This window comes from Paenibacillus sp. EKM211P (genome assembly GCF_011066175.1).
Taxonomy (GTDB): domain Bacteria; phylum Bacillota; class Bacilli; order Paenibacillales; family Paenibacillaceae; genus Paenibacillus; species Paenibacillus polymyxa.
The window spans coordinates 190,260-211,773 of record NZ_JAAMNS010000008.1; the positions used below are offsets into that span (position 1 = coordinate 190,260).

Sequence of the window (21,514 nt, forward strand, 5' to 3'; positions counted from 1 at the left end):
CTGAAGCCCCTATTTGACTACAGAAGAAGCATAGAGCTAGATCGGGGGAAGGGTCGCTTTAACAAAGGAGGCACGGCTATGAGACTCGCACAGCTGGCAGGGGAATATGACGCGGTCTTCAGTCTGGGGCAAAACTGTACACCTGCCATTCAATTGGAAAAGAACCGTTTGCGGCCATTTGCCGGGGTGCTGGATTGGATGATGTCTGACACGCTCTCTGATGTGAATCGCTTGCTTGAGAATCGGTTTGCAGGTTTTATGGATTTGCCCAATTTAAGTGTCGTTGGTACGAGCCAACTGAATTATATGGTCAGAGATATTGCTTATAATGTGATCTCGGTACACGATTTTCCGCAGGAACGCAACACGTCCGCAGATCTGGTGACCTATCCCGAGTTCAGGGAAAAGATAGACCGTCGTATCGAACGTTTTTTTGCAAAAACACAGATGGCCAAGCGCAGCTTGTTCGTCCGTATGCTGGGCACCTATGAAGAAGTAGAGGAACTGGAGCGGATCTTGTCGGGGATCGTAGCGAATGAATTTCGGTTGTTAGTGGTGAATTGTTCCGGTGTAACGGAGTTGACGGAGGTGGATTGGCAGCTTCCTCATGTATGCGCAGTGGAAATGCCTTTTGCCGATGTATGGAATTACAAGAGTGATCCACACTGGCGCACCCTTTTTGAGGGAATGTCCTTGTCGAAAAGGGGAGGTCGTCGTGCTTGAACGGTTGCAAGGGGAATATGACGCAGTGTTTAGCCTGGGAGGGCATTGCTTACCATCGATTCAGCTGGATAAAAACGGACTGCGTCCGTATGCAGGTCCGCTGGATTGGATGATTTCTGGCAATTTGTCACAGATCAGTCGTTTACTGAATGAGCGATTTGCCCGTTTTATGGATGTTGAAAGCCTGCGTGTCACAGGGCATGATTACGGAGGTCATAACTTCCTGGTTGAGGATGCGTCCTATGAGGTTACAGCAGCACACCATTTTCCGGTTAGCCAGAATACATCAGAGCAGCTGGCGTCTTATCCTACATTCAAAACGACACTTGATCGCCGCATCGCACGTTTACTGGAGAAATTCGCATTGGCCTCCCGTCTGCTGCTGGTTCGTGTCGGTGGCAGCCGGGAGCAGGCGGTAGAACTGCATGATGTGTTGTCACAGAGGGTTACCTATGATTTTCGCTTGTTATACGTGGATTATACAGGGACTGAAGGTGTGACGGAGCTGAATTGGGGACTGGAGCGATTGGTTTCAGTAGCCCTGCCACCCGAGGATATATGGAACGGTCAGGATGAAATGTGGCGTTATATGCTGGACAACGTCAGACTTCATGTCTGAGGTGCGGAGACTATAGGAACACGTATAGATTGTCTTCCACCTGTGCTTGCGCCTGCGCCAAGCTGTAGAGCATCGCATAACATGATGCGAAGGGAAGATAGATGCTTCGGTTTAAAAGGAGGGTGCGCTAGTGAAGGCTTTGGTCACCGGAGGAGCCGGATTTATTGGTTCCCAGCTGGTACGTGCGCTTGCTGACTCGGGCGTCAGAGTGCTTGTGCTGGATAATCTGACGACCGGGAATGCTGCAAATGTAGACCCGCGCGCGGTCATGCATATTGCAGATATTCGCAGCCCTGAAGCCAGGACGCTGCTGATTCGGGAAAGCCCGGATATTGTGTTTCACCTGGCTGCACAGGCTGATGTGCAGCAATCCATCCATCACCCCGATGAGGATGCGGATGTGAATGTGCTGGGGACGATTCATTTGTTGCAGGCCTGTCGTGATGCGGGTGTGTCGAAAATCATATTTGCCTCCACATCCGGCGTATATGGAGAGCTGCAAAAGCAATGTATTCAGGAAGACGATCCCGTGGAGCCTATTTCAGGCTACGGACTGTCCAAGCTGACCGCAGAATCGTATATTCGGCTTTTTTATCGGTTGTACGGTTTGAACTACACGATTTTGCGTTACGGAAATGTGTATGGTCCCGGTCAGGCAGCGAAAGGAGAGGGCGGTGTCGTCGCTATTTTTATAGAGCGGCTGAAAAAAGGAAGCCCCTTGCTCATTCACGGCGACGGAACGCAAACCCGTGACTTTGTGTACGTCAAGGATATAGTTCGAGCCAATATGGCGGCTATGCATGCAGCGGACCAACGCACGGTGCATGTAAGTACGGGACGAACGACGTCCATCAATCGGCTGGCCTATGATTTACTAAAGCTGCACGGTTCGTCTGTGCGCCCTGTGTATTCACCGGCGCGGGCGGGAGATATTCACCACAGCTGTCTGAGTAACGCAGTCGCCAGACATTGGCTTCGTTGGGAACCGCTATACGGTATCTCTGCCGGTCTAAAGGAAACGTACGTGAGCAGTATGGGCACAGGCAAAGAAGGCGTATAGGGCTAACGAGCGCGCGAATCAACCAAGAGACTGAGAAAACCTCTCAGCCTCTTTTTGGTTTGGACGAATTTATATGTTTTCGCCAGCCAGCTTGTCCATTTAACTACTTATACTCTTCATCCAGATCAGCAACAAATGAGCGCTCCTTGATAATAGATTGATACCAGTAGCCAGATTTCTTCAAATGCCGACTTCGATCATTCTCCAGGTTAATTTCCACCAGTCCATAACGATTTTTAAAAGCATTCATAGGAGAAACGTTGTCTGTGAAGGCCCACAGCATATAACCTGTACAGTTGGAGCCTGCGTCTACAGCTTGTAACGTGTAGTATAAATGCTCAGTTATAAAGTCAATCCGATAGTCGTCCTGAATGATGTGTTCCTCATTTTTGAAAGCAGCTTCATTCTCAATGCCCATGCCATTTTCCGCGACAAACCACTCGATATTGTTATATTCGTTCTTGATACGTATGCCCATATCGTAAATGATCTTAGGATAAATTTCCCAGCCCCGTGACTTGTTCATTCTTTTACCCGGAAGATCGAAATGCTCATAGTAGTAAGAGGGGTGAAAAGGATTGTTTTCGTTCCACGCTTTACTCTGCGCTTTGACCCGGTGGGGATAATAGAGATTGATCCCAACGTAGTCCACGGTATTTTCCTTAATCAAGGCCAGCTCTTCCGTTGTAGCCTCAAATGCAATATCATGCTTGCTCATGAGCTCGAACAATTCTTGCGGGTATTCGCCTTTTATAAGCGGGTCCAGAAATACCCGATTGTAAAATAAATCATACACATGTGCTGCGTACTGGTCATGAGGGGCGCTGGATCGGGCATAAGTCACTTCGGGATTCAAAATAGCACCTATTTTAGCCCCGTTCTGACTATAATTTTTGGCTTTGAAAAGCTGTACGCACTTTGCGGTAGCCAGCGTTTTGTTGTAGTTCCATTGCATCCACTTCCGTGTGTTTTGTTCATAGGGATAGCGAAGGGCATCCAGATAGACGCGAGTCTGTACAACAATGGGCTCATTAAACGTAAACCAGTGCTTGACCCGATCCCCGTACCGTTCAAACACCTTTTCCGCATATTTCACAAACAGCTCTACCACATGCTTGGAAGACCAGCCCTCATATTTGTCGAGCAAATAAGCAGGTAATTCATAGTGTTCCAGACAAATCATCGGCTCGATTCCGCTTGCAATTAACTCATTGATGACCCGGTCCATATAATCCGCATAGGTTTCATCCACCACCACATTCTCATAATCCGTTAAGAAGCGGGACCAATTAATAGAGGTGCGATAATGAGTCAGTCCAATCTGCTTCATCAGCGCAATATCCTCGGCGTAACGATTATAAAAATCGGTTGCACCCGCGGGTCCATATCCATTGTGCCAGACATAGCGGTCATTTTTGTACCATACGTCCAGATACGAGTCCTGACCTTCCTGTTTACCGCTCCAGCCCTCTGTCTGCCAGGCGGAAGCCGCTGCCCCCATAATAAAATTCGGTGGAATTTGTATTGTGTGTTTAGCCATGATATGTTTCTCCTTTTCATTCTATAGATTTCCCATAGCGATCCTCTGCGGGTGTATCTCTACATTAGCGCATTATTCAGTCGTTCGCTTGTTGGCAATTTCGAGGAACGAAAAATAGATAAGATGATGAGTTTATGAAATTAGTAGAGCTTGCTCAAACAAATCCAACGTAGAGGCTATGAACGCAATTTTTCAATATTTCGATCCAGAGTTCATCATACAAAAAATAAAGAGCCCTTGGCGATAAGCTGCTTCTGGTGACGCCACGATTTGGTTGTAATTCGCAGCCTTAAATCACCTACATAAGTGAGAGGGAATTGAAGACTAACATTAAAGAATGTGGAGCCATTTAGATGTTAGCGACTCTATCAAATCTACTCTCAACTAAACTAAATGGAGGCGTTTAACAATGGGTTATCACATTATTGCTAATTTTCCATCTAATCGAGATTACAAAGGAACACTGAAAGTTTATAACGATAGTGGTAGTTTGGTATTTGGACCTGTAGAAGCTTTAGGCCGTGGATCAAATGATCCGAAGAATGGTAACGACCATACGAACTGGAGACTTAAATATGCAGACATTCCTACAGGGGTTGCGAAAACAATTGTTTATGCGAAAGGTGACTCCGACTATTCTTATGGTCCTTATAAGCGTGTGTGGCTGAATCAAGCAGTAAGTGGGAACTTCCTGACTGCTACAAATAATGGCCGCGACGAAATTATGATTCATGGCGGAGACCCTGCTACAAGCACATCTCTGACTTGGTATCCTCTGCGTCCAACATACGGTTGCATCCGACTTTCTAACAGTGACCAAAGAGCACTAATTCAAGTGCTTGAGCAAAACGGAAGTTCCGGCAAAATCACAATAAACTAGAACAAAAAATTCAAAGGGCGGGATTTACTCCGCCCTATTTGGTATTAATTTGTACTGTATTTATCAAGTTTGAACCATTTTTGAAATTCGTTCTGGCTAATTTTTTTAACAGGTTTCACCTTTTTGCTGTCCATTGAGTATCTGTACAACTTCTTTTGGTCAGATGGATACTCACTTATATAGTCTAAACTTTTTCCATTTTTATGCCATAAAATCAGACTTGTGCTAATGTAATCCGTTTCCCTAGGAAGATATATAAAGGCATCCTTCTTGGTGTTATAAATGGCTATGGAGCTCCTTGATGTATCACCGTACGAAAAGGCAATTTGATCTTCTTTAGGTGACCAGTTATAAGCAGCAATGGATTCTACACTTTTTTTGCCTTTAGCTTTTAAAAGATCATTTACAATGGTAGATTTTCCGGTTTTAAGATTGATCAGTAATAACGTATCTCCTGCACTGCGCCGTGCCTGGATAGCCAACCATGTATTAGAAGGAGATAATACTGCGCTCGATATATTACGCAGTTTATCATTATATCCATCTGTTTTAATGGTGTAATTCTGTTCTCCTGTTTTGATCGTTATAGATGTAATAACACTCTTCTCAGAGCTTGGTGCATTTTCTAGCTCCATTTTTTTGGCCACTAACGAAACGTTGTTCTCCTTCCAAATCACCTGATTTGGGGTCTCGCTCTTTTTAAATTTGGTTACAGACTGGTAAACAGATGGATTTATAGTATTAACTGAACTTTGAACATGCGTATTAGGGCGTAAAGTGCTATTAGCATTGGCAATAGAAAAGCCACTTACACTTCCCACAAGCACTATACTAGACAGGAAAGCAGTAGCGTATTTTAGTCTTGGATTTTTCATTTTAATTGCTCCTTTGTAAAAAAATATTGGGCTTCAGGACTTGATCCAAGGTTTTCCTAAAATTAAATCTATATACATAGACGTGGAAATCGTGAATTTGTTTCTTGTTTATTGAAAAAAATTACATAACAATTGGAAAACATGAAGGAGCGAGTGATACTTTCGCCCGCTCTAGCAGGCCAGCCCAAGTCAAACATTCTGTTATAAGGTTGGATGTTATTGAGGTGAAGGCAAAATGCAATTTTTCCCTTCGATTTTCTATACTTAACCTATAATCTTGACATTCCTGCAGATTCAGAGATATCATAGATACAATAAGTCTGTGAATGAGGTGTAGTTATGAAATTTACCAAAGCAACCAATTATGCACTGCACACCATGCTCATGCTCGTTGAGGATTCGTCGGTGAAGCCCGTAGGTGTCCAGCAATTGGCCGAATCCCAAAATGTCTCACCCACGTATCTTTCAAAAATTTTGACGAGGCTTGTGAAGGCGGGGATGATCGAATCGGTCTCTGGAGCCAATGGGGGCTATCGCTTATCCCGCAATAAAGACGATATTACCTTTTTGGATATTATCCATGCGATTGAAGGGACGAATTCTTTGTTTGAATGTGATTTTGTCCATGGATCAGAATGTCTGATTCAAGCTGTAATGAGGGAAGCGGAGGAAAAAATGGAGGGCCATCTTAAAAATACGAAATTGGTCGATTTAGCCCAAAAGCAAGCGCAAGTATAAAGGGGAGCGGCTATAAATAGAGAGAAGGTGATCGCCAGTTATGTGAAGTGTTTTTTTTGTTTTAATTATAGATATAAATAGTCTTTAATATCTTTGAAAAAAGGAGCTGGATGTTATGCTGTACGATTGCGCTATTATTGGGGGAGGACCCGCTGGATTGAATGCAGCCCTTGTACTGGGCAGGGCAAGAAGAAGTGTGGCTTTGATCGATAATAACCGGCCCAGAAATGCGGTTACGCATGCGTCACACGGTTTCATTACGAGAGATGGCGTAACGCCAGCCGAGTTCCGCCGCGTAGCTTATGAGGAAGCACTGCGGTATCCGTCTGTGCATCATCTGCAAACCGAGGTTATTTCAGTTACGAAAAATGAATCCGGATTCGAGGTATTTGATTCTTCAGGCCTTCGTGTTCAAGCGCGAAAATTGATACTGGCGATGGGTGTAAAGGAGATATTCCCTGAGATCGAAGGTTTTTACACGTTCTACGGAAGAAGTTTGTTTAATTGCCCTTATTGCGATGGCTGGGAGTTACGGGATCAACCGCTTGTCCTCGTCTCTGAGTCGCCAGCTATATATCACACAGCCAAACTGCTCCTGAACTGGAGTAAGGATTTGCTTGTCTGCACGAACGGTCAGGCATTCTTGTCGGACGAGCAAAAAGAACGACTTCAATCTAAAGGAGTCGCGGTAATGGAGCAGCCTGTTGCAGCGTTCATCGGTCACCATGGACAGCTGGAGTATGTGTCCTTTACGGACGGTACTCAAGTCCCAAGGGCCGGCGGCTTTGTGACCCCCCAATTTGTGCAAAGTGCACCGTTTGGAGAACGTTTGGGCTGTGAAAGGACCGAGTCGGGCGGGATTCAAACGGATGGAGCGGGGAGAACCTCCATTCCTGGTGTATATGCTGCGGGTGATTCTTCATACTTCATGCCTTCTCAGTTGATTTTTGCTGCGGCCGACGGTAGCCGAACCGCTGCGAGTGTAAACCTGGATTTGACAGAGGAAGACTTTAACGAATGACGAGAAATTGAAGCTCTCATGATAGTTAAAGATAATGAGGAGAAGTGAGAATTTATCGTTTCCGGTAACGCTTAGATCCATTCGCTATAAAATCACAATTCAGAAGTATAAAAGCTGAAAGGCCGCCTATATGGCGGCCTTTTTCTATTCACTTGATTATAATTCTGCGTCTATACAAGACCTTCTTTCAATAACCTCTGTATTTACAAGAACCTGAGTATGGTGCTCCTGATTGTGATTAAGCCTTTCCATCAGCAAGTTTACAGCCGTTCGGGCCAAAATATCCTTTTTCACATGAATGGTTGTGAGTTCCGGGCTAATGACCTTAGCTTCATGAATATTATCAAACCCCATGACGGAAATTTGTTCAGGCACTCGAATGTTCATTTCCTGAAACGTTTTAATAGCACTGATCGCCATATAATCATTCTCACAAAATAGGGCCGAAGGCAGCTCATTCAGTTTATGAATAGCTGTTTTAAATGCGTCCTGTGACATGACAAGCATCGGGTGCATATCAAATGTAAGCCCATGACCTATGGCAAGATTGTGCTCCTCTAAAGCAGCCATGAACCCCTCTTTTCGTTTTGTAAAGTTAAGAATTCTGGTACTGGATTGTACGTATCCTATATTTCTGTGTCCGGACTGGATTAAATATTGGCCTGCCTGGTACCCCCCAAGATAGTTATTAATCGATACAAAACTGGCATCAACGTGTTCAAAGCAGGTATCCAAAATAACGATATTGGAATGAATGGATTGTAAGGAATGAATAGTCTCGGATGTTAAATTGGTGCCCAGCAGAAGTATACCTGAAGAAGGCTGGTCCTTCTCCAGAGCAGACAATTCTTCTTCAAGGCTATGGCTATCAAATGACGAGAAAATCAAAGTATTACCATGTTCTCTCACCTGATGGGTAATATGATGGATCAATTCATTGAAAAATGGAAGTGATTCATATTGCTCGGTCACGATGCCTGTATTTTTGCATGCAACAAAACGAATGACATGGTGATTCTTCGTAAATTCCTTATTTGACTTCATGGTACGTGGTCTATATCCATGCTCGTGGGCAATTCTTAATATATGTTCTTTGGTTTCTTCGCTAACACCGGGTTTGTTATTAAATGCTAAAGAGACGGCTGATTTTGAAACACCGGCAAGCTTCGCAATATCATCTATTTTCAACGTGGAACCTCCCATTTGGACTAAACTATATAAATTATATCATGATTATATAATAAAGTTTAGTTTATAAATTAAACTAAACAAACAACAGATAAAATGAGTTGACCTTTTCGGATACATAGTGTTAATATTCAATTGTGAACGCTTTATTTAGTTTATTTTATTCGATATCGTATAAAATTATACATTAGTTTAGTTTAGTTTATGAGTGAAAGGGTGATTTGTTTGAGCTTAAGCATGGCTGAAAATCAAAGAAGTTTTGTGAAAAAGGGCAAGCCTTTCTTTTACTTGGCAGATACCGTCTGGAGCGTATTTACCAACGCCACTATTGAAGAGTGGAGCGATTACCTGGACTATCGAAAAATGCAGGGTTTCAACGTTTTACAGATCAATATGCTCCGACAATGGGATGCCAGCGAATCAGACCTGAATCTACAGCCGTTTGCAATACTGGAAAATGGAGATTTTGACTACCATACCTTAAACGAAGCTTATTTTGAGCGGGCGGAAGTCATGATCCAGATGGCTGTCGAGCGCGGCTTTATTCCAGCACTGGTTCTGTTGTGGTGTAACTATGTACCGGATACATGGGCTGAAATGTTTCAGAAGGGCAATAAAATGCCGCTGGATTGCGTTGAAAGCTATGTAACTTATGTTGTAAACCGCTATTCCCGATTCGAGCCTGTTTATTTGATCAGCGGGGACACTGATTTTCCTACAGAACGTGCTAATGCGTACTATTTGAAGGCGCTGGAAACGGTACAACAATTAAGCCCGACAAGCTTGACTACGCTGCATATCCAAGGGAGATTGAGGGAAATTCCTGAAGCTTTTGAGCAACACAAGGATCTTGGATTTTATATGTATCAATCAGGACATAATTCGGAGTTTCAGCATGTCGCCCATGAGATTGCTCAGCATTTTTATCACAAGTCGGAGATACGTCCCGTCATCAATGGAGAACCTTGCTATGAACAGATCAGTTACAGCCGCAATGTGTATGGAAGATACACTGCACTAGATGCCAGAAAAGCAGCATGGCACAGTCTTCTGGCAGGCGGGGGAGCGGGGATTACCTATGGAGCGCATGGCATTTGGAGTTGGCATAAAAAAGGCAAGAAGTTCGGAATTGTAGAAGGAGAGGGCTTTGATAGTCCCTATGATTGGAGAACAGCACTGCGTTTTGAGGGCGCATGGGATTATTCCTTTATCAAATATTTGTTTGAAATGTACAACCTGATTGGCATAAAGCCGTTGGATATTGTGTTAAACAAGACAGAGGAGATCAGAGCTGCGGGGAACGAGAATACCCTCGTCTTGTATATCCCGGTTAACACGAAGGTGCGGCTAAATATCAACGTGCAGGACTACAAGTTTACAACCATTGATTTAGCGGAGAGACGATTTGCCCAAACGGAGGTGGATGTCCAGGCTGATCAATCCGTCATTGATATGCATGGTTTTGAAAGCGATGTTGTGATCATCGGAACGAAATAAAACCAGAGAAGAACAGGAGTAAGCTAACAGGTGGAGTGGAGAAATAGAAAACGCATCCAGGAGTGATCATGATGGATTACCAAAAGACAGCTAGAGAAGTGCTTAGATCGGTGGGGGGAAACGAAAATGTGTATAGTGTCATTCACTGTGTCACTCGTTTGAGATTCAAATTAAAGGATAACCAATTGCCAGATAAAGAAAAAATTAAACAGATTGACGGTGTTATTACCGTCGTGGAAAGTGGCGGCCAATTCCAGGTGGTCATCGGGAATGAGGTTCCCAAAGTATACGAGGCTCTTTTGGATACGATGGGAGTAAAGCACGGAGACCAGACAGTTGAAGACGATCAAAAGAATGAAAAAGCGAGCCTGTTCAGCCGATTTGTCGATGTGATCTCAGGCGTGTTCATGCCCGTTGTGGGTGTGCTCGCTGCTGTGGGGATTCTAAAAGGATTGCTGGCTTTATGCACATCTCTGGGCTGGATGACTGATCAGATGGGCACATACAAAATTTTATATGCAACAGCAGACGCTATGTTTTATTTCTTTCCGGTTATTCTAGGGTTTTCAGCAGGTAAAAAATTCGGAGGAAACCCGTATCTATCTGCTGTTTTGGGGGCCGCCTTGGTGTATCCGACCATTACTTCGGCTTTTACGGATAAAACGGCGCTGTCCTTTTTGACCATACCTGTCGTTCTGATTAATTATACTTCTTCTGTTATACCCATCATTATTGGGGCGTTCTTGGCAGCTAAGGTTGAAAAATTTATTAGTAAGTATGCACCTGCATCCATTAAAATGTTCATTGTGCCTTTTCTGACCTTGGTCATTATATCACCGATTGTTTTTCTGGTTGTCGGGCCGATAGCAACTATAATCAGTGATGGATTAGCCAAAGGCTCCATGTGGATTTACCAGTTAAGTCCGGCTATAGCTGGTCTCGTTCTGGCAGGATTCTGGCAGGGCATTATTATCTTCGGCTTGCATTGGGCATTCATTCCGATTCTCCTGAATAATGTAGTTACGAACGGGTTTGATCCGATTAACGGTATGCTGTTCTGTACTACGTTTGCGCAAACAGGTGCGGCTTTTGCCATTGCTTTGAAATCACGCGACCCTAAATTAAAACCTATTGCGACTTCTGCTACCATCGCGGGTTTGATGGGGGTTACTGAACCAGCTATTTACGGGGTTACGCTACCCACCAAAAAACCGTTTATTTTAGCCTCGATCGCTGGGGGTGTAGGAGGAGCTGCAGCGGGCTTACTCGGCTCAACAGCATATGGATTTGCCTCAGGCGGGATTTTTGGTATCCCTTTATTCATTAATCCAAAGGGGATAGATGCAGGCTTCATTGGCTTTATTATATCTTTGGTTGTCGCTTTTGTAGTCGGATTTATTCTGACCTATCTTTTCGGCTATAAGAATGCGAAACCCGCGCCTGAAATTAAGGTTGCAGTTGAAAACAAAGCGGAAGAAAAAACGGTATTTAGTCCTTTAAACGGTGAATTGATTCGTTTGACCGCAGTGAAAGATGAGGCTTTCTCCAGTGGTGCGATGGGTCAGGGAGCCGCGATTATCCCCCAAGAAGGGGTAGCTTACGCACCGTTTAACGGAACTGTTGTTACCGTTTTCAAAACAAAACATGCGATTGGACTGATCTCTGAGGATGGAGTTGAACTGCTCATTCACATTGGAATTAATACGGTCAGCTTAAAAGGGAAACATTTCACTTCTTTTGTGTCTGAAGGAGATACGATTCAAAAAGGGGACAAGCTGGTTGAATTTGATCCAAAAGCTATAGTGGATGAAGGATATGATCTCACCACCTCTGTTATAGTAACCAATACTGCGGTGTACACAGATATCTTAGCTGAAAACTCGAAGGATATTCATACAGGAGAACGTTTATTGAAGATCAGATAGTTCCCTAATATTCAGTAATGCACAGCAAACGCATCAAGCTGACGATGGCCCGTGTGTAAAAATAGGGTTGTCGTCAGCTTTTTTGGATCATGAAACAGACTTTTGCGGCATGTACTACAATAGCAGGTTACCGTACACCCAACGAGCTCATCATCTGCCGGAAGGAGCGCACATATTTATCTGGCGCCAATAGGTTAACGATCCGTGTCCGCCCCTTCTGGCGGATAGATTCGCGATGAGGGACGTTGTTCATGAGGTCTAGTCCTTGTAGTACCGCCTGTAAAATGTCTCCCTGCTGATAAAACTTGCCGGTTTCGTTATGGTCAATGAATGCTCGTACTCCGTCTGAATCAGAGCTTAAGACCGGGCAACGACAGGCCATGGCCTCAGCTACCGCGTAGCCGAATCCCTCCACCAGTGAAGTCGAGAGCAGATACCCACCCGAGTCGCCAATCATGGAATAATACAAAGGCATTTTCGCATGAGGCACGCTTTTAAAACGCTCAATGATCGTGGACATGCCAAGCTGAGCAAGCATGTTCTCGAATTGTATTTTATCCTCCGTCTGCGACAAGGTGTCATCATAGAACATCCAAATCCGAAGATCGGCACGATTTTGCAGCATCCAGTAAGATATGTCTATAAAATGCCGCCAATTCTTATTGGGCTCAAGCCGCCCAACCCATGCAATGACCGGATTAACCGGGGGAGTGTTAGGTACATAATTAAATACGCTAGTATCCAATACGTTCGGAAATACATAACGATCAAGCCATGGACACATGCTGGAAAATAGCTGCACGAGGTGAGTTGTATCGGGGAGAAGCACCGCGTCAGCATAATTTTGAAGATACGGAGATGCATCTGCAACAACCCAAGCAGCTTCTTCGTGAGTGCCAAAGCCTTGTGATTCATAGATTAATATCCCTTGATAACCCAACATTCGCAGTCTAGGGAGCATAGGATAGTCCGAAGAGACGATAATTGCATCGTAGCGATGAGTCTCCACCAGTTTTCGAATTTCTTCTTCAGAGGAAGTCATGAACACCGGAATATCGCCTTGCAGGTTTTGCATCCCTGTACCCTGCTGATAATAGAGAAGATGACATTCAATCCCGTCCTGAATGAGCGCTTTACAGCGTTGGCGGTTCAAGGTTTCCACGCCACCGCTGGGTATATAAAAAGTAAATAGAACTTTGATCTCAATAACCTCCTTTGCCAACCACAAGTTCTTATACCAAGTTATTCAACCTACAGGACGGGGTGTGGGTTTCTATGGAAGCCTGGATTGAATTAGCGCATAATTATGGCGAAGGCGAGAATCTTCCGGAGAGCGTTCTGTTGCTTCTTTCGCAAATTCACAGGCTTTGTGTATTAGGCCCAACTCATAGCAAGCGAGGGCTCCAAGATCATACAAAGTAGCATCCCAGCAAAAATCCTCTTGCATATACGTATCTGGTCGTGTCGAAATGCGCAGCGCTTCTTCGACCATATGATAGACGGCGGGCCAGTTCCGTGTATGATAGGCAAGCTGAGCCATTTCCGTGTAAGGTTCACGTAAATAGGGTGCTTCCGCAATAGCACGGTATAACCAACGTGCAGCCTCATGCCATTGTTCAGTTGCCTTATACGCTCTAGCGATAAAACGCATCGAAGCGCTGCGTTCATCGGCCCAGCGCGCCTGTGGCATGGTAAGATGTTGTTGCAGCGTAGTGATGCATTCGTCCCAACGGGCATGATACATATATTCTCGCCCCAAGTAATGCATATTGCGATCATCCTCGGGAAATTCACGTACAGACTGCTCTAGCAGTGGAAGGTATTGGCTGCGTGACTTGTGCGGATCGGGATCATGATACAAGCGGAGTTGCTCTGATCGGATGCTGTATTCTTCGCCTTCCCCAATATATTCAAGCACTTCATGAACCGGGCGTACCCAGTGGTAGTCATGACGAGTGTGTATTTTTTCTTTCCAGAACCATGTATAAGCGGTATCCCTTCCAGGCTGTCCATGTGTAAAGGCATACAGCATTCGAGTCGTTCCATCCTTCCAGTTGCTTTCCAGGCGCGACCGCCATCCCTCCTCCCAGACTTCATCCAGATCTGTACAGACACAAATATCTACATCATCAGGGACCAGCCGCAGGGACTCATTGCGAGCCTTGTCAAAACGCCAAGGGACTACCTGAATAGGATGTACCTCTGCACCCGCCTCGCGCAGTAGAGCAACGGTGTCGTCTGTAGAACCGGTGTCGGCTACAATGACAACATCAGCTTCCCGCATGGAGTTCATCCAGCGCTTGGCGAATCGGGCTTCATTTTTGCTGATGGCATAGACCGCTATCTTGTACCGTTTCTGTGGTTGCATTGGTTTGCTCCTCCTTTGATTGACTTAAAGAATGATGGCTGGCTATGGGAGGCATCTCTATTGGGAAGGGTTCAGGATTGAGCTGAAATATTGTCGATTATGCTGGACATGCGGGTCATTGGGAACATACGTGGCTGCTTGCTCATTGTGCCAGTTCGCACGTGTATAGTCTTTTAGCCGAAAATGGCAAATGCATAGCTGGATATGAGGAAACCATGTTTGGTATGCGTCTTGTACCGGGCCCAACGTATTAGGAGGATTCAGAGTGGTAGCCATGTCGTACCAGTAAACGGCTTTGGGAATCTCATTTTTATGCAAAAAATAATGACCCATCCGACAACAAAGCTCCGCTCTAGGCGTATCGAAGGTCAGGCTACGGAGAGCCGCGGTAATACTTTCCTCCAGCTTGCCGAGTTGTTGCAGACAGTCAGCCATTTTGCCACATGCACTAATTGCGTCCTCTACCCAGCCTTGTTCGGTGTTTAGAAAGTCTCGGTAAGCCTGCACGGCCTGCTCATATCTTCCATTGTCTCTAAGCTCGTTAGCGTAATAGTAGCGGTCGCGGGGAGAGAAGTTATGGCCTTGGGCGAGCTGCTTCTCATAAATTCGCAGATTTCGGCCCGGGGTATGGGTATGTGTTCTGGTGTGAGTTATGGCAATATCCGCATGTAGAATATTTCCGTCTACGGCGAGATACTCATGCACGGCTCCATGCCAACGGAACCCGGCCGACCGTCTGACCAAGCGATTCCGACGAAAATGCAGGGTGACATTGCCATGATCATCGAAGGCATAATGATACTTCATGGACACTGCATCCACGGTTGATATAGCTGAGGAATCAAGAGTATGCTTTAGCTCAAGCAGCTTGATAGCATCCTGCTCCTTCAAAATGTCATCGGCATCCAGCCAGAGAATGTACTCCTGCGTAGCTTGCTCAAATGAATAGTTACGTGCAAGGGCAAAATGATCTACCCATTCAAACGGAAAAATCCGATCTGTAAAGCTGCGACATATGTCAATGGTCCGATCCTCTGAACCTGTGTCCACGATGTTGATTTCATCTACAATATGATGGACCGATTCAAGGCAAGGGCCGATGGTATGTTGGTCATTTTTGACGATCATGCACAGGCTGATACTGATCAATTGAGTATCACTCCTTTGGGAACCATTTAAGGATTGAGGTCAAACCTAAAATTGGAATTAAAAGAGACCTGATTATAGAAGCCCTGCCGCAATTGCGGCAGGGCAAGGATGGCAAAGCCATAACTTGCTAAGAGGCTTTGGCGGTAGGATATGATACGTCGTTTAAGTCCATGATGTGATAATAATCGGAGATTAGAGCCCAGTCGGTCCTGTAGGTCCGGTCGGTCCAGTCGGCCCCGTAGGCCCGATAGGTCCGGTCGGTCCAATTGGACCTGTAAATCCAAGACCAAATGGCCCGGTCGGTCCAGTTGGTCCAATCGGTCCCGTGTCGCCCGTAGGTCCGACAGGTCCAGTGTCGCCAATAGGCCCGATAGGTCCGATAGGTCCAGCAGGCCCCGTAGCGCCAACGTCGCCCGTAGCACCTGTAGGTCCGGCAGGCCCCGTAGCGCCAATGTCGCCCGTGGCACCCGTAGGTCCGGCAGGTCCGGTAGCGCCAACGTCGCCTGTGGCACCCGTAGGTCCGGCAGGCCCCGTAGCGCCCGTGTCGCCCGTGGCACCCGTAGGTCCGGTAGCGCCAATGTCGCCCGTAGCACCTGTAGGTCCGGCAGGCCCCGTAGCGCCTGTGTCGCCTGTGGCACCTGTAGGTCCGGCAGGCCCGGTAGCGCCAACGTCGCCCGTAGCACCTGTAGGTCCGGCAGGTCCAGTAGCGCCTGTAGCACCCGCAGGCCCCGTAGCACCTGCATCGCCGCTAGCGCCTGTAGCACCAGTTGGCCCAGCAGGTCCGGTTGGTCCCACAGCTCCAGCTGCACTTGCTTTAACAAGGGCAACGGAATCAATGGCTATATCAGCAGTGTTAGCTGTGGCATTTTTGGTAATAACCAAAAATGCATAGGTAGCATTCGCTGGAACAGGAGCTGTTACTTCATACAGGCTTTGCCATGTTCCATTCACAGCATCCGGTAATGTGCCTGCGCTCAAATAGGTAGTCAGCCCCGTGCCCAGATAGTTAAAGTTTGTGTCATAGTAGTACAGAAAAATGTTGATTTGAGGATTGACCAAGTTTCCTATTTTCGCAGCTGAAAGGCTTAACGTATAGCTTTCGCCTGGTGTGGCAAAAACGACCTGGGAAAGAGATGCATCTGCCGCGCCTCCTGCCATAATCGCACTATAAAAGTTTGTCTTTTTTACGGATAAGTTAGTGACGGTGACATTGACAGCGTTCCAAAAAAGGGTTGATCCGGTCTCGAAGTCGCCGTTAGAAACTAGATTGGTAAATAATACGGTCATCGCTTTTTATACACTCCCTTCACACGTTGTAATGATAGTAGATGCGAATCCACGCCGTGGCGAACCGTACAAGTTGACGAGGGCAGGTGTGTATTTCCATGTTCACATTTTAGACACATTATTTTAAGCTTCTATTTAAGTGACGTTAAGCTGAAGCTATATGTGGGGGATTATCATTAGAATTTAAAAGTGTAGCATGAAGTGCGAGGAGACCGCTTCGCGAAGGCTTTGAGCTTCCGAGCGCTGGCGCTTTTCCGGCTCCAAATTCTCCGCTCGCTGCTACCTGCTACTCATGCAACATTTTGGGGTAGGGGAGTAGCAGGGAGAAGATCACGAACAAAGAAAGGGTGAAACATGTGCTCAAAGTACAGCAGGTGAGCAAGTGGTATGAGGGCAACCGGGGCGTACATAAATTGGATTTTGAAATGCAGCGCGGTGAAATTGTTGGTTTCCTGGGGCCAAATGGTGCGGGTAAAACAACGACAATGCGTATGATTACAGGGTATCTTCAGCCAAACGAGGGTGTAATTACGATCGACGGTATCCCGATTCAGGATAAAGGCAGACAGGCTCGTTCCAAAATTGGTTATCTGCCGGAGACGCCTCCTTTGTATGGGGATATGTCTGTAAGTTCCTACTTAAAGTTTGTAGCTAGTATTCGGGACGTGCCTGCGAGAGAGCAGAAGCTGCGTATTTCGGAGATGATTTCCCGACTGGGACTGAATGGACGTGAAAAACAATTGGTCCGCAGCTTGTCCAAAGGGTATAAACAGCGTCTGGGATTGGCAGGTGCGATTATTCACAACCCGGACTTACTAGTGCTGGATGAACCGACTTCGGGTTTGGACCCCAATCAGATTTTGGAGATTCGTCAGCTCATTCAGGAGATTGGTGAAAATCATACGGTATTGCTCAGCACGCATATTTTGCCTGAGGTGGATGCTTTGTGCAATCGGGTTCTGATCATCCACGAAGGGAAACTGGTTATGGACGGGCGTCCTGACGCGCTCGGTGGTTCGATGGAAGACGGATTCAAGGTGAAGGTGGAGGTCAAAGGCAAGCGTGAGCAGGTAATGGATGTCCTACGAGCTTGGGGAAAAGTACAAGTTGAATCTTTGGCGCCTACTCTGCCTTCAGCGAATACGAAGCTGACTGTCACAGAGCAGGATTTGACTGGATTGTTGCTTACAGGAGCTTCTGATGAGGATTTTCGCGAAGAACTGTTTTTTGTGCTGTCGGATGCGAAGCTTCCGATTATGGAAATGAAAAAAGAAAACATAAGCTTGGAAAACATCTTCCAGCAGTTAACGACCCGCGAGACGGAAGAAGGTGGGGGCAGCGATCCAGCGGTTCATGTTCTACATACCTCTAAGAATGAAGCAACGGTCAACACGGTGGATCATGGAGAAGCCTTGGCCAGCGATAACAAGGTCGATGAAGACAAGGATACAGGAGGTAAACAGTCATGAGGCGTTTGTTCGCAGTTTGTCAAAAGGAGCTGCAAGCCTATCTATGGACCCCAACGACGTATTTTGCGCTTGCGGTGTACATGTTGCTGACGGGGTTACTATTTTACACGAACTTTGTGATGTATCAGCCTAGTATTTTGGACTATCGGCTGGTACTCGGTGACACATTGTCCATGCTGGTGTTTGTTGTGCCACTACTCACGATGCGGCTGGTTGCAGAGGAATTCAGGCAGGGTACAGATGAGCTCCTGCTTACCTCACCTGTGAGTGTAACGGAAATCATGATAGGTAAATTTTTGGCAGCGCTAGGCATGTTGCTCATACTGGTGCTGTGCAGTCTGGCGTATCCGGTCGTGATGTCCTTTTATGGGTCGCTGGATTGGACGCTCGTATTTACATCCGTGATCGGCCTGTTTATGCTTGGCGCAGCCATGATGGCGATCGGCTTATTCGCATCGACGCTTTCACAGCATCAGATGATGTCCGCGGTCGTCAGTTTTATTCTCTTGCTCGTGTTCTGGATGCTGGATTCGTTTGGTGGACAAACGGGCGCATCTGCGGCGCTGCAGCAGTGGCTGGAACCTTTTTCACTAACCGCACGGTTTGACAGTTTCACCAAAGGATTGCTGAATGGAGCCGATGTGATGTACTACGTGACGGTGGTGGCGCTCTTTTTGCTATTTAGTATCCAAGTGGTTGAACGGAAACGGTGGAGGTAATGAATATGAAAAAATGGCTGGGTCATACCAATAGTATGGTACTATCGATTGCTGCTGTAGGGATTTTTATTTTATTGACGTTATTTCTGCGTTCGCTGGGAGGCTTTCAACTGGATCTGACGGCAGGCAAGCAGTATACGCTGTCTGATCAGACGTTAACGACCATTCAGGGTGTGAAGGAAAACGTACGATTGATTGCCTTTACTGTCTCCACTTCGCAGAATCAGAAGCTGAACCGGGATGTTACGGATATGCTGAATGAGTATGCCAAGCGTAACAACAAGCTCAAGGTCGAGCAATATGATTTGAATCAGGAACCGATACTGGCCAAGCAATATGGGATTACAGCAGCATCCATCGTGTTGGTGCAAGGAGAGAAGAAGCGGGTTATAGATATTGGGAGTCTATTTACGCAGGCCCAGGGGAGTAGTGAAGGAGCATACCAATTTACCGGGGAGGAAAAGCTGACCAGTGGACTGCTGGCATTATCGTCTACCCGCCAAGGGAAAGTGGTTTTTTTGACAGGGCATGAGGAAATTCCTTTGTCCCAAATGACCGAATTAAGCAGCTCGCTGGCGCAAGATAATGTGAAAGCAGAGGAAGTTCAGCTCAATCAAGCGGGTAGTGTGCCCAAAGATGCGTCTGTATTGGCTATTGTCGGACCCGAACGGGATATTAGCGTGACGGAACTGAAGAGTATTCGTACGTATCTGAATGACGGTGGAAAGCTTTTTATGGCGTTAGGATTTCACCCGAACATGGGGTCTAGCTGGAAAAACCTTGACGCATTAGCGGCTGATTATGGTGTGAAAGATACTCATGCTATCGTGGTGGATCAGGAACAGACGAATACGCTTGGTCCTCTGTGGACGGTTCCCACCTTTGGCAGTCATGCGATCACCGATAAATTGGCGGCCTCTAATCTGTATCCTGTTCTTTCACTATCTATTGCTTTGCAGGCAGGAGAACAGAAGGATTGGAAGACGACGCTATTGCTAAAATCTTCTGCAGCTAGCTATGGTGAAACGAATATTCAGGGACTGCTGAACAACGAAACGCAGAAGGATGACAAGGACCCACAGGGGCCGCTTGATCTCGGTTACGCGGTAGAAGGAAAAGACGGCAAGCCCAAAGCGGTTATTCTCGGAACGTCAGCCCTTCTAAGTGACACGGAGATTAGCACAGGAGGGAATCGAGACTTTGTGCTGAATAGTCTGAATTATGTGCAGGAGCACTCTGATGGGCTCACTATTCGTCCTCGTCAGGAGCAGGATTTTAAGGTAGCTTATTTGACTGCTGCACAAGCGAAAACGGTATTAGCCATATCTGTCGTCGGATTGCCGCTGCTGTTTGCGGTTGTCGGAATCTTATTATGGTGGAGGCGAAGAAGTGCATGAGAAAATGGATACCCACAGTGCTGCTGTTAGTCGTATTGGGAGCGGGTATAATCTATGCCAAGAGCCAAAACTTCTTTCGTGAACAAGCTCCGGCCGCTCGCCAGCTCGTTCAGCTTACGCAAGGAGATATTACGTCTTTTGCGATCACTGGAAAGGACGGCAAGTCGGTGGAACTTGATCAACATGATGGCAAATGGAGCATGAGTAAGCCGCGATCTTACCCGTTAAATCAATATACATTAGACAATTGGCTAGCCGCGATTCAAAATGTAAAGTTGGGTGATGTCGTGGAATCATCTCCCAAAGACGTAGCCAAATATGGAATCAGCGCTACCCATGACCAGATTGAGATTAAGACCAAGAATGGTGACGTTCGCACCTTTGCCTTCGGTGATACGCTGCCTTCTGGAGACGCTGTTTATGTACTATCAGACCAAAAAGAGATAGCTTCCGTACCTATAGATACACTTTCGGGTTTGCTGCTGGGTGTTGATGATTTTACAGATACAACGCCGTTTGATTGGGATGATACCAAGCTGAGTGGGATAGAGTGGGAAGGCCGGAATGCCTCATGGATGCTCCGATCCTCCGGTAACAGTGGAACTGGAGATAGTGCTTCCGCATCTTGGACGCTAAACGGAAAGTCGGTAGTGGGTGACACGGCGACTTCCCTCTCACAGCAAATCAAAAACCTGGCCAGCAATCAGGCTTTGCGCAAAGCCTCCGAGCTGAACAAGCCTGTTCACCGCTTTACGCTGAGCATATCGTTGGGAAAGGATGATCCCGAGCTGGTTTATCAGGGCTGGACACTTAAAGATGATCCAGATACCGTGTGGGTTGTACCGCCACAAAGCAACTGGGCTTATGGCCTGTCAGCATCTGACGTGAACCATGCTGAACAGAATGGTCATGACCAGGCTAAGGCTAGCCAATAATCATTACATTTATAATAGCTGAACAAAGAGGCTCCAACGGCGAATAATGGGACTGACCCCCATTTGTGAGACAGGGATCAAAACACCTTTCAAGTTTAAGCAACCAGTCGCCTGTAATCTACTG

At 46.3% G+C, this 21,514-nt stretch carries 19 protein-coding genes; 12 read left to right on the plus strand and 7 right to left on the minus strand.

Going from position 1 to position 21,514, the window contains the following annotated elements:
* Positions 1 to 78 precede the first annotated feature (78 nt).
* From G9G57_RS14220 to G9G57_RS14230, 3 genes are all read left to right on the plus strand, one after another.
* Positions 79 to 723, plus strand: coding sequence for a DUF1796 family putative cysteine peptidase (locus tag G9G57_RS14220; protein ID WP_017427331.1), 645 nt, complete (start codon positions 79 to 81; stop codon positions 721 to 723).
* Entirely contained in the window at positions 716 to 1,342 is a 627-nt protein-coding gene (locus G9G57_RS14225) for a DUF1796 family putative cysteine peptidase (protein WP_019688487.1), read from the plus strand. Before G9G57_RS14220 ends, G9G57_RS14225 begins: the two co-directional genes overlap by 8 nt.
* Positions 1,343 to 1,472: 130 nt before the next feature.
* Positions 1,473 to 2,402, plus strand: coding sequence for an NAD-dependent epimerase/dehydratase family protein (locus tag G9G57_RS14230; protein ID WP_017427333.1), 930 nt, complete (start codon positions 1,473 to 1,475; stop codon positions 2,400 to 2,402).
* 103 nt (positions 2,403 to 2,505) lie between these two features.
* Here the strand turns inward: G9G57_RS14230 and G9G57_RS14235 are convergent, their stop codons facing one another.
* Positions 2,506 to 3,942: a glycoside hydrolase family 1 protein gene (locus G9G57_RS14235; RefSeq protein WP_117289172.1), complete on the minus strand. Its 1,437-nt coding sequence runs from the start codon at positions 3,940 to 3,942 to the stop codon at positions 2,506 to 2,508.
* A 409-nt stretch (positions 3,943 to 4,351) separates the two neighbouring features.
* On the opposite strand from G9G57_RS14235, the gene G9G57_RS14240 reads away from it, so the two are divergent.
* The gene (locus G9G57_RS14240; protein WP_016820092.1) at positions 4,352 to 4,822 is read left to right on the plus strand and encodes a L,D-transpeptidase; all 471 of its coding nucleotides are present in this window, start codon (positions 4,352 to 4,354) and stop codon (positions 4,820 to 4,822) included.
* Between the two features lie 44 nt (positions 4,823 to 4,866).
* Here G9G57_RS14240 and G9G57_RS14245 read toward each other — a convergent pair whose 3' ends face one another.
* On the minus strand, positions 4,867 to 5,697 hold the full coding sequence (locus G9G57_RS14245; RefSeq protein ID WP_117289170.1) for a hypothetical protein: 831 nt from the start codon (positions 5,695 to 5,697) through the stop codon (positions 4,867 to 4,869).
* 339 nt (positions 5,698 to 6,036) lie between these two features.
* On the opposite strand from G9G57_RS14245, the gene G9G57_RS14250 reads away from it, so the two are divergent.
* Positions 6,037 to 6,435 carry an Rrf2 family transcriptional regulator gene (locus G9G57_RS14250; RefSeq protein ID WP_016820094.1) on the plus strand — a complete coding sequence of 133 codons (399 nt, stop codon included), beginning with the start codon at positions 6,037 to 6,039 and terminating at the stop codon, positions 6,433 to 6,435.
* 115 nt (positions 6,436 to 6,550) lie between these two features.
* Positions 6,551 to 7,456 carry an NAD(P)/FAD-dependent oxidoreductase gene (locus G9G57_RS14255; RefSeq protein WP_017427336.1) on the plus strand — a complete coding sequence of 302 codons (906 nt, stop codon included), beginning with the start codon at positions 6,551 to 6,553 and terminating at the stop codon, positions 7,454 to 7,456.
* A gap of 156 nt (positions 7,457 to 7,612) precedes the next feature.
* Here G9G57_RS14255 and G9G57_RS14260 read toward each other — a convergent pair whose 3' ends face one another.
* Entirely contained in the window at positions 7,613 to 8,644 is a 1,032-nt protein-coding gene (locus G9G57_RS14260) for a LacI family DNA-binding transcriptional regulator (RefSeq protein WP_017427337.1), read from the minus strand.
* A 216-nt stretch (positions 8,645 to 8,860) separates the two neighbouring features.
* On the opposite strand from G9G57_RS14260, the gene G9G57_RS14265 reads away from it, so the two are divergent.
* Together G9G57_RS14265 and G9G57_RS14270 are read left to right on the plus strand one after the other, a co-directional pair.
* Positions 8,861 to 10,141 carry an apiosidase-like domain-containing protein gene (locus G9G57_RS14265; RefSeq protein WP_026065445.1) on the plus strand — a complete coding sequence of 427 codons (1,281 nt, stop codon included), beginning with the start codon at positions 8,861 to 8,863 and terminating at the stop codon, positions 10,139 to 10,141.
* 71 nt (positions 10,142 to 10,212) lie between these two features.
* The gene (locus tag G9G57_RS14270) at positions 10,213 to 12,066 is read left to right on the plus strand and encodes a beta-glucoside-specific PTS transporter subunit IIABC (protein ID WP_164965105.1); all 1,854 of its coding nucleotides are present in this window, start codon (positions 10,213 to 10,215) and stop codon (positions 12,064 to 12,066) included.
* Between the two features lie 127 nt (positions 12,067 to 12,193).
* Here the strand turns inward: G9G57_RS14270 and G9G57_RS14275 are convergent, their stop codons facing one another.
* The 4 genes from G9G57_RS14275 to G9G57_RS14290 all read right to left on the minus strand — a co-directional run bounded on the left by G9G57_RS14275 (position 12,194) and on the right by G9G57_RS14290 (position 16,870).
* A complete protein-coding gene (locus G9G57_RS14275) occupies positions 12,194 to 13,288 on the minus strand; it encodes a glycosyltransferase family 4 protein (protein ID WP_016820099.1) in 1,095 nt (364 codons plus the stop codon).
* A 51-nt stretch (positions 13,289 to 13,339) separates the two neighbouring features.
* Positions 13,340 to 14,434, minus strand: a complete 1,095-nt coding sequence (locus tag G9G57_RS14280; RefSeq protein WP_019688480.1) for a tetratricopeptide repeat-containing glycosyltransferase — start codon at positions 14,432 to 14,434, stop codon at positions 13,340 to 13,342.
* Between the two features lie 57 nt (positions 14,435 to 14,491).
* On the minus strand, positions 14,492 to 15,583 hold the full coding sequence (locus tag G9G57_RS14285) for a glycosyltransferase (protein ID WP_126666251.1): 1,092 nt from the start codon (positions 15,581 to 15,583) through the stop codon (positions 14,492 to 14,494).
* 192 nt (positions 15,584 to 15,775) lie between these two features.
* Positions 15,776 to 16,870: an NTTRR-F1 domain gene (locus G9G57_RS14290; RefSeq protein WP_185156690.1), complete on the minus strand. Its 1,095-nt coding sequence runs from the start codon at positions 16,868 to 16,870 to the stop codon at positions 15,776 to 15,778.
* Between the two features lie 356 nt (positions 16,871 to 17,226).
* On the opposite strand from G9G57_RS14290, the gene G9G57_RS14295 reads away from it, so the two are divergent.
* From G9G57_RS14295 to G9G57_RS14310, 4 genes are read left to right on the plus strand one after another with little or no spacing between them, the layout of a single operon-like run.
* Positions 17,227 to 18,339: an ABC transporter ATP-binding protein gene (locus tag G9G57_RS14295; RefSeq protein ID WP_026065446.1), complete on the plus strand. Its 1,113-nt coding sequence runs from the start codon at positions 17,227 to 17,229 to the stop codon at positions 18,337 to 18,339.
* Positions 18,336 to 19,058: an ABC transporter permease gene (locus tag G9G57_RS14300; protein WP_017427343.1), complete on the plus strand. Its 723-nt coding sequence runs from the start codon at positions 18,336 to 18,338 to the stop codon at positions 19,056 to 19,058. Before G9G57_RS14295 ends, G9G57_RS14300 begins: the two co-directional genes overlap by 4 nt.
* A 5-nt stretch (positions 19,059 to 19,063) precedes the next feature.
* Positions 19,064 to 20,455 (plus strand): GldG family protein, encoded by a 1,392-nt coding sequence (locus tag G9G57_RS14305; protein WP_017427344.1) that lies wholly within the window; start codon positions 19,064 to 19,066, stop codon positions 20,453 to 20,455.
* Positions 20,452 to 21,390, plus strand: coding sequence for a DUF4340 domain-containing protein (locus tag G9G57_RS14310; RefSeq protein WP_164965102.1), 939 nt, complete (start codon positions 20,452 to 20,454; stop codon positions 21,388 to 21,390). The genes G9G57_RS14305 and G9G57_RS14310 overlap by 4 nt, the downstream gene beginning before the upstream one ends.
* The last annotated feature ends 124 nt before the right edge of the window (positions 21,391 to 21,514 follow it).

What these genes read in the sequence shown, in the direction of transcription:
- G9G57_RS14310 (WP_164965102.1), top strand. Translation starts at nt 20,452, where the DNA reads ATGAGAAAATGGATACCCACAGTGCTGCTGTTAGTCGTATTGGGAGCG.
- G9G57_RS14250 (WP_016820094.1), top strand. Translation starts at nt 6,037, where the DNA reads ATGAAATTTACCAAAGCAACCAATTATGCACTGCACACCATGCTCATG.
- G9G57_RS14280 (WP_019688480.1), bottom strand. Translation starts at nt 14,434, where the DNA reads ATGCAACCACAGAAACGGTACAAGATAGCGGTCTATGCCATCAGCAAA.
- G9G57_RS14220 (WP_017427331.1), top strand. Translation starts at nt 79, where the DNA reads ATGAGACTCGCACAGCTGGCAGGGGAATATGACGCGGTCTTCAGTCTG.
- G9G57_RS14240 (WP_016820092.1), top strand. Translation starts at nt 4,352, where the DNA reads ATGGGTTATCACATTATTGCTAATTTTCCATCTAATCGAGATTACAAA.
- G9G57_RS14255 (WP_017427336.1), top strand. Translation starts at nt 6,551, where the DNA reads ATGCTGTACGATTGCGCTATTATTGGGGGAGGACCCGCTGGATTGAAT.
- G9G57_RS14245 (WP_117289170.1), bottom strand. Translation starts at nt 5,697, where the DNA reads ATGAAAAATCCAAGACTAAAATACGCTACTGCTTTCCTGTCTAGTATA.
- G9G57_RS14305 (WP_017427344.1), top strand. Translation starts at nt 19,064, where the DNA reads ATGAAAAAATGGCTGGGTCATACCAATAGTATGGTACTATCGATTGCT.
- G9G57_RS14235 (WP_117289172.1), bottom strand. Translation starts at nt 3,942, where the DNA reads ATGGCTAAACACACAATACAAATTCCACCGAATTTTATTATGGGGGCA.
- G9G57_RS14300 (WP_017427343.1), top strand. Translation starts at nt 18,336, where the DNA reads ATGAGGCGTTTGTTCGCAGTTTGTCAAAAGGAGCTGCAAGCCTATCTA.
- G9G57_RS14290 (WP_185156690.1), bottom strand. Translation starts at nt 16,870, where the DNA reads ATGACCGTATTATTTACCAATCTAGTTTCTAACGGCGACTTCGAGACC.
- G9G57_RS14270 (WP_164965105.1), top strand. Translation starts at nt 10,213, where the DNA reads ATGGATTACCAAAAGACAGCTAGAGAAGTGCTTAGATCGGTGGGGGGA.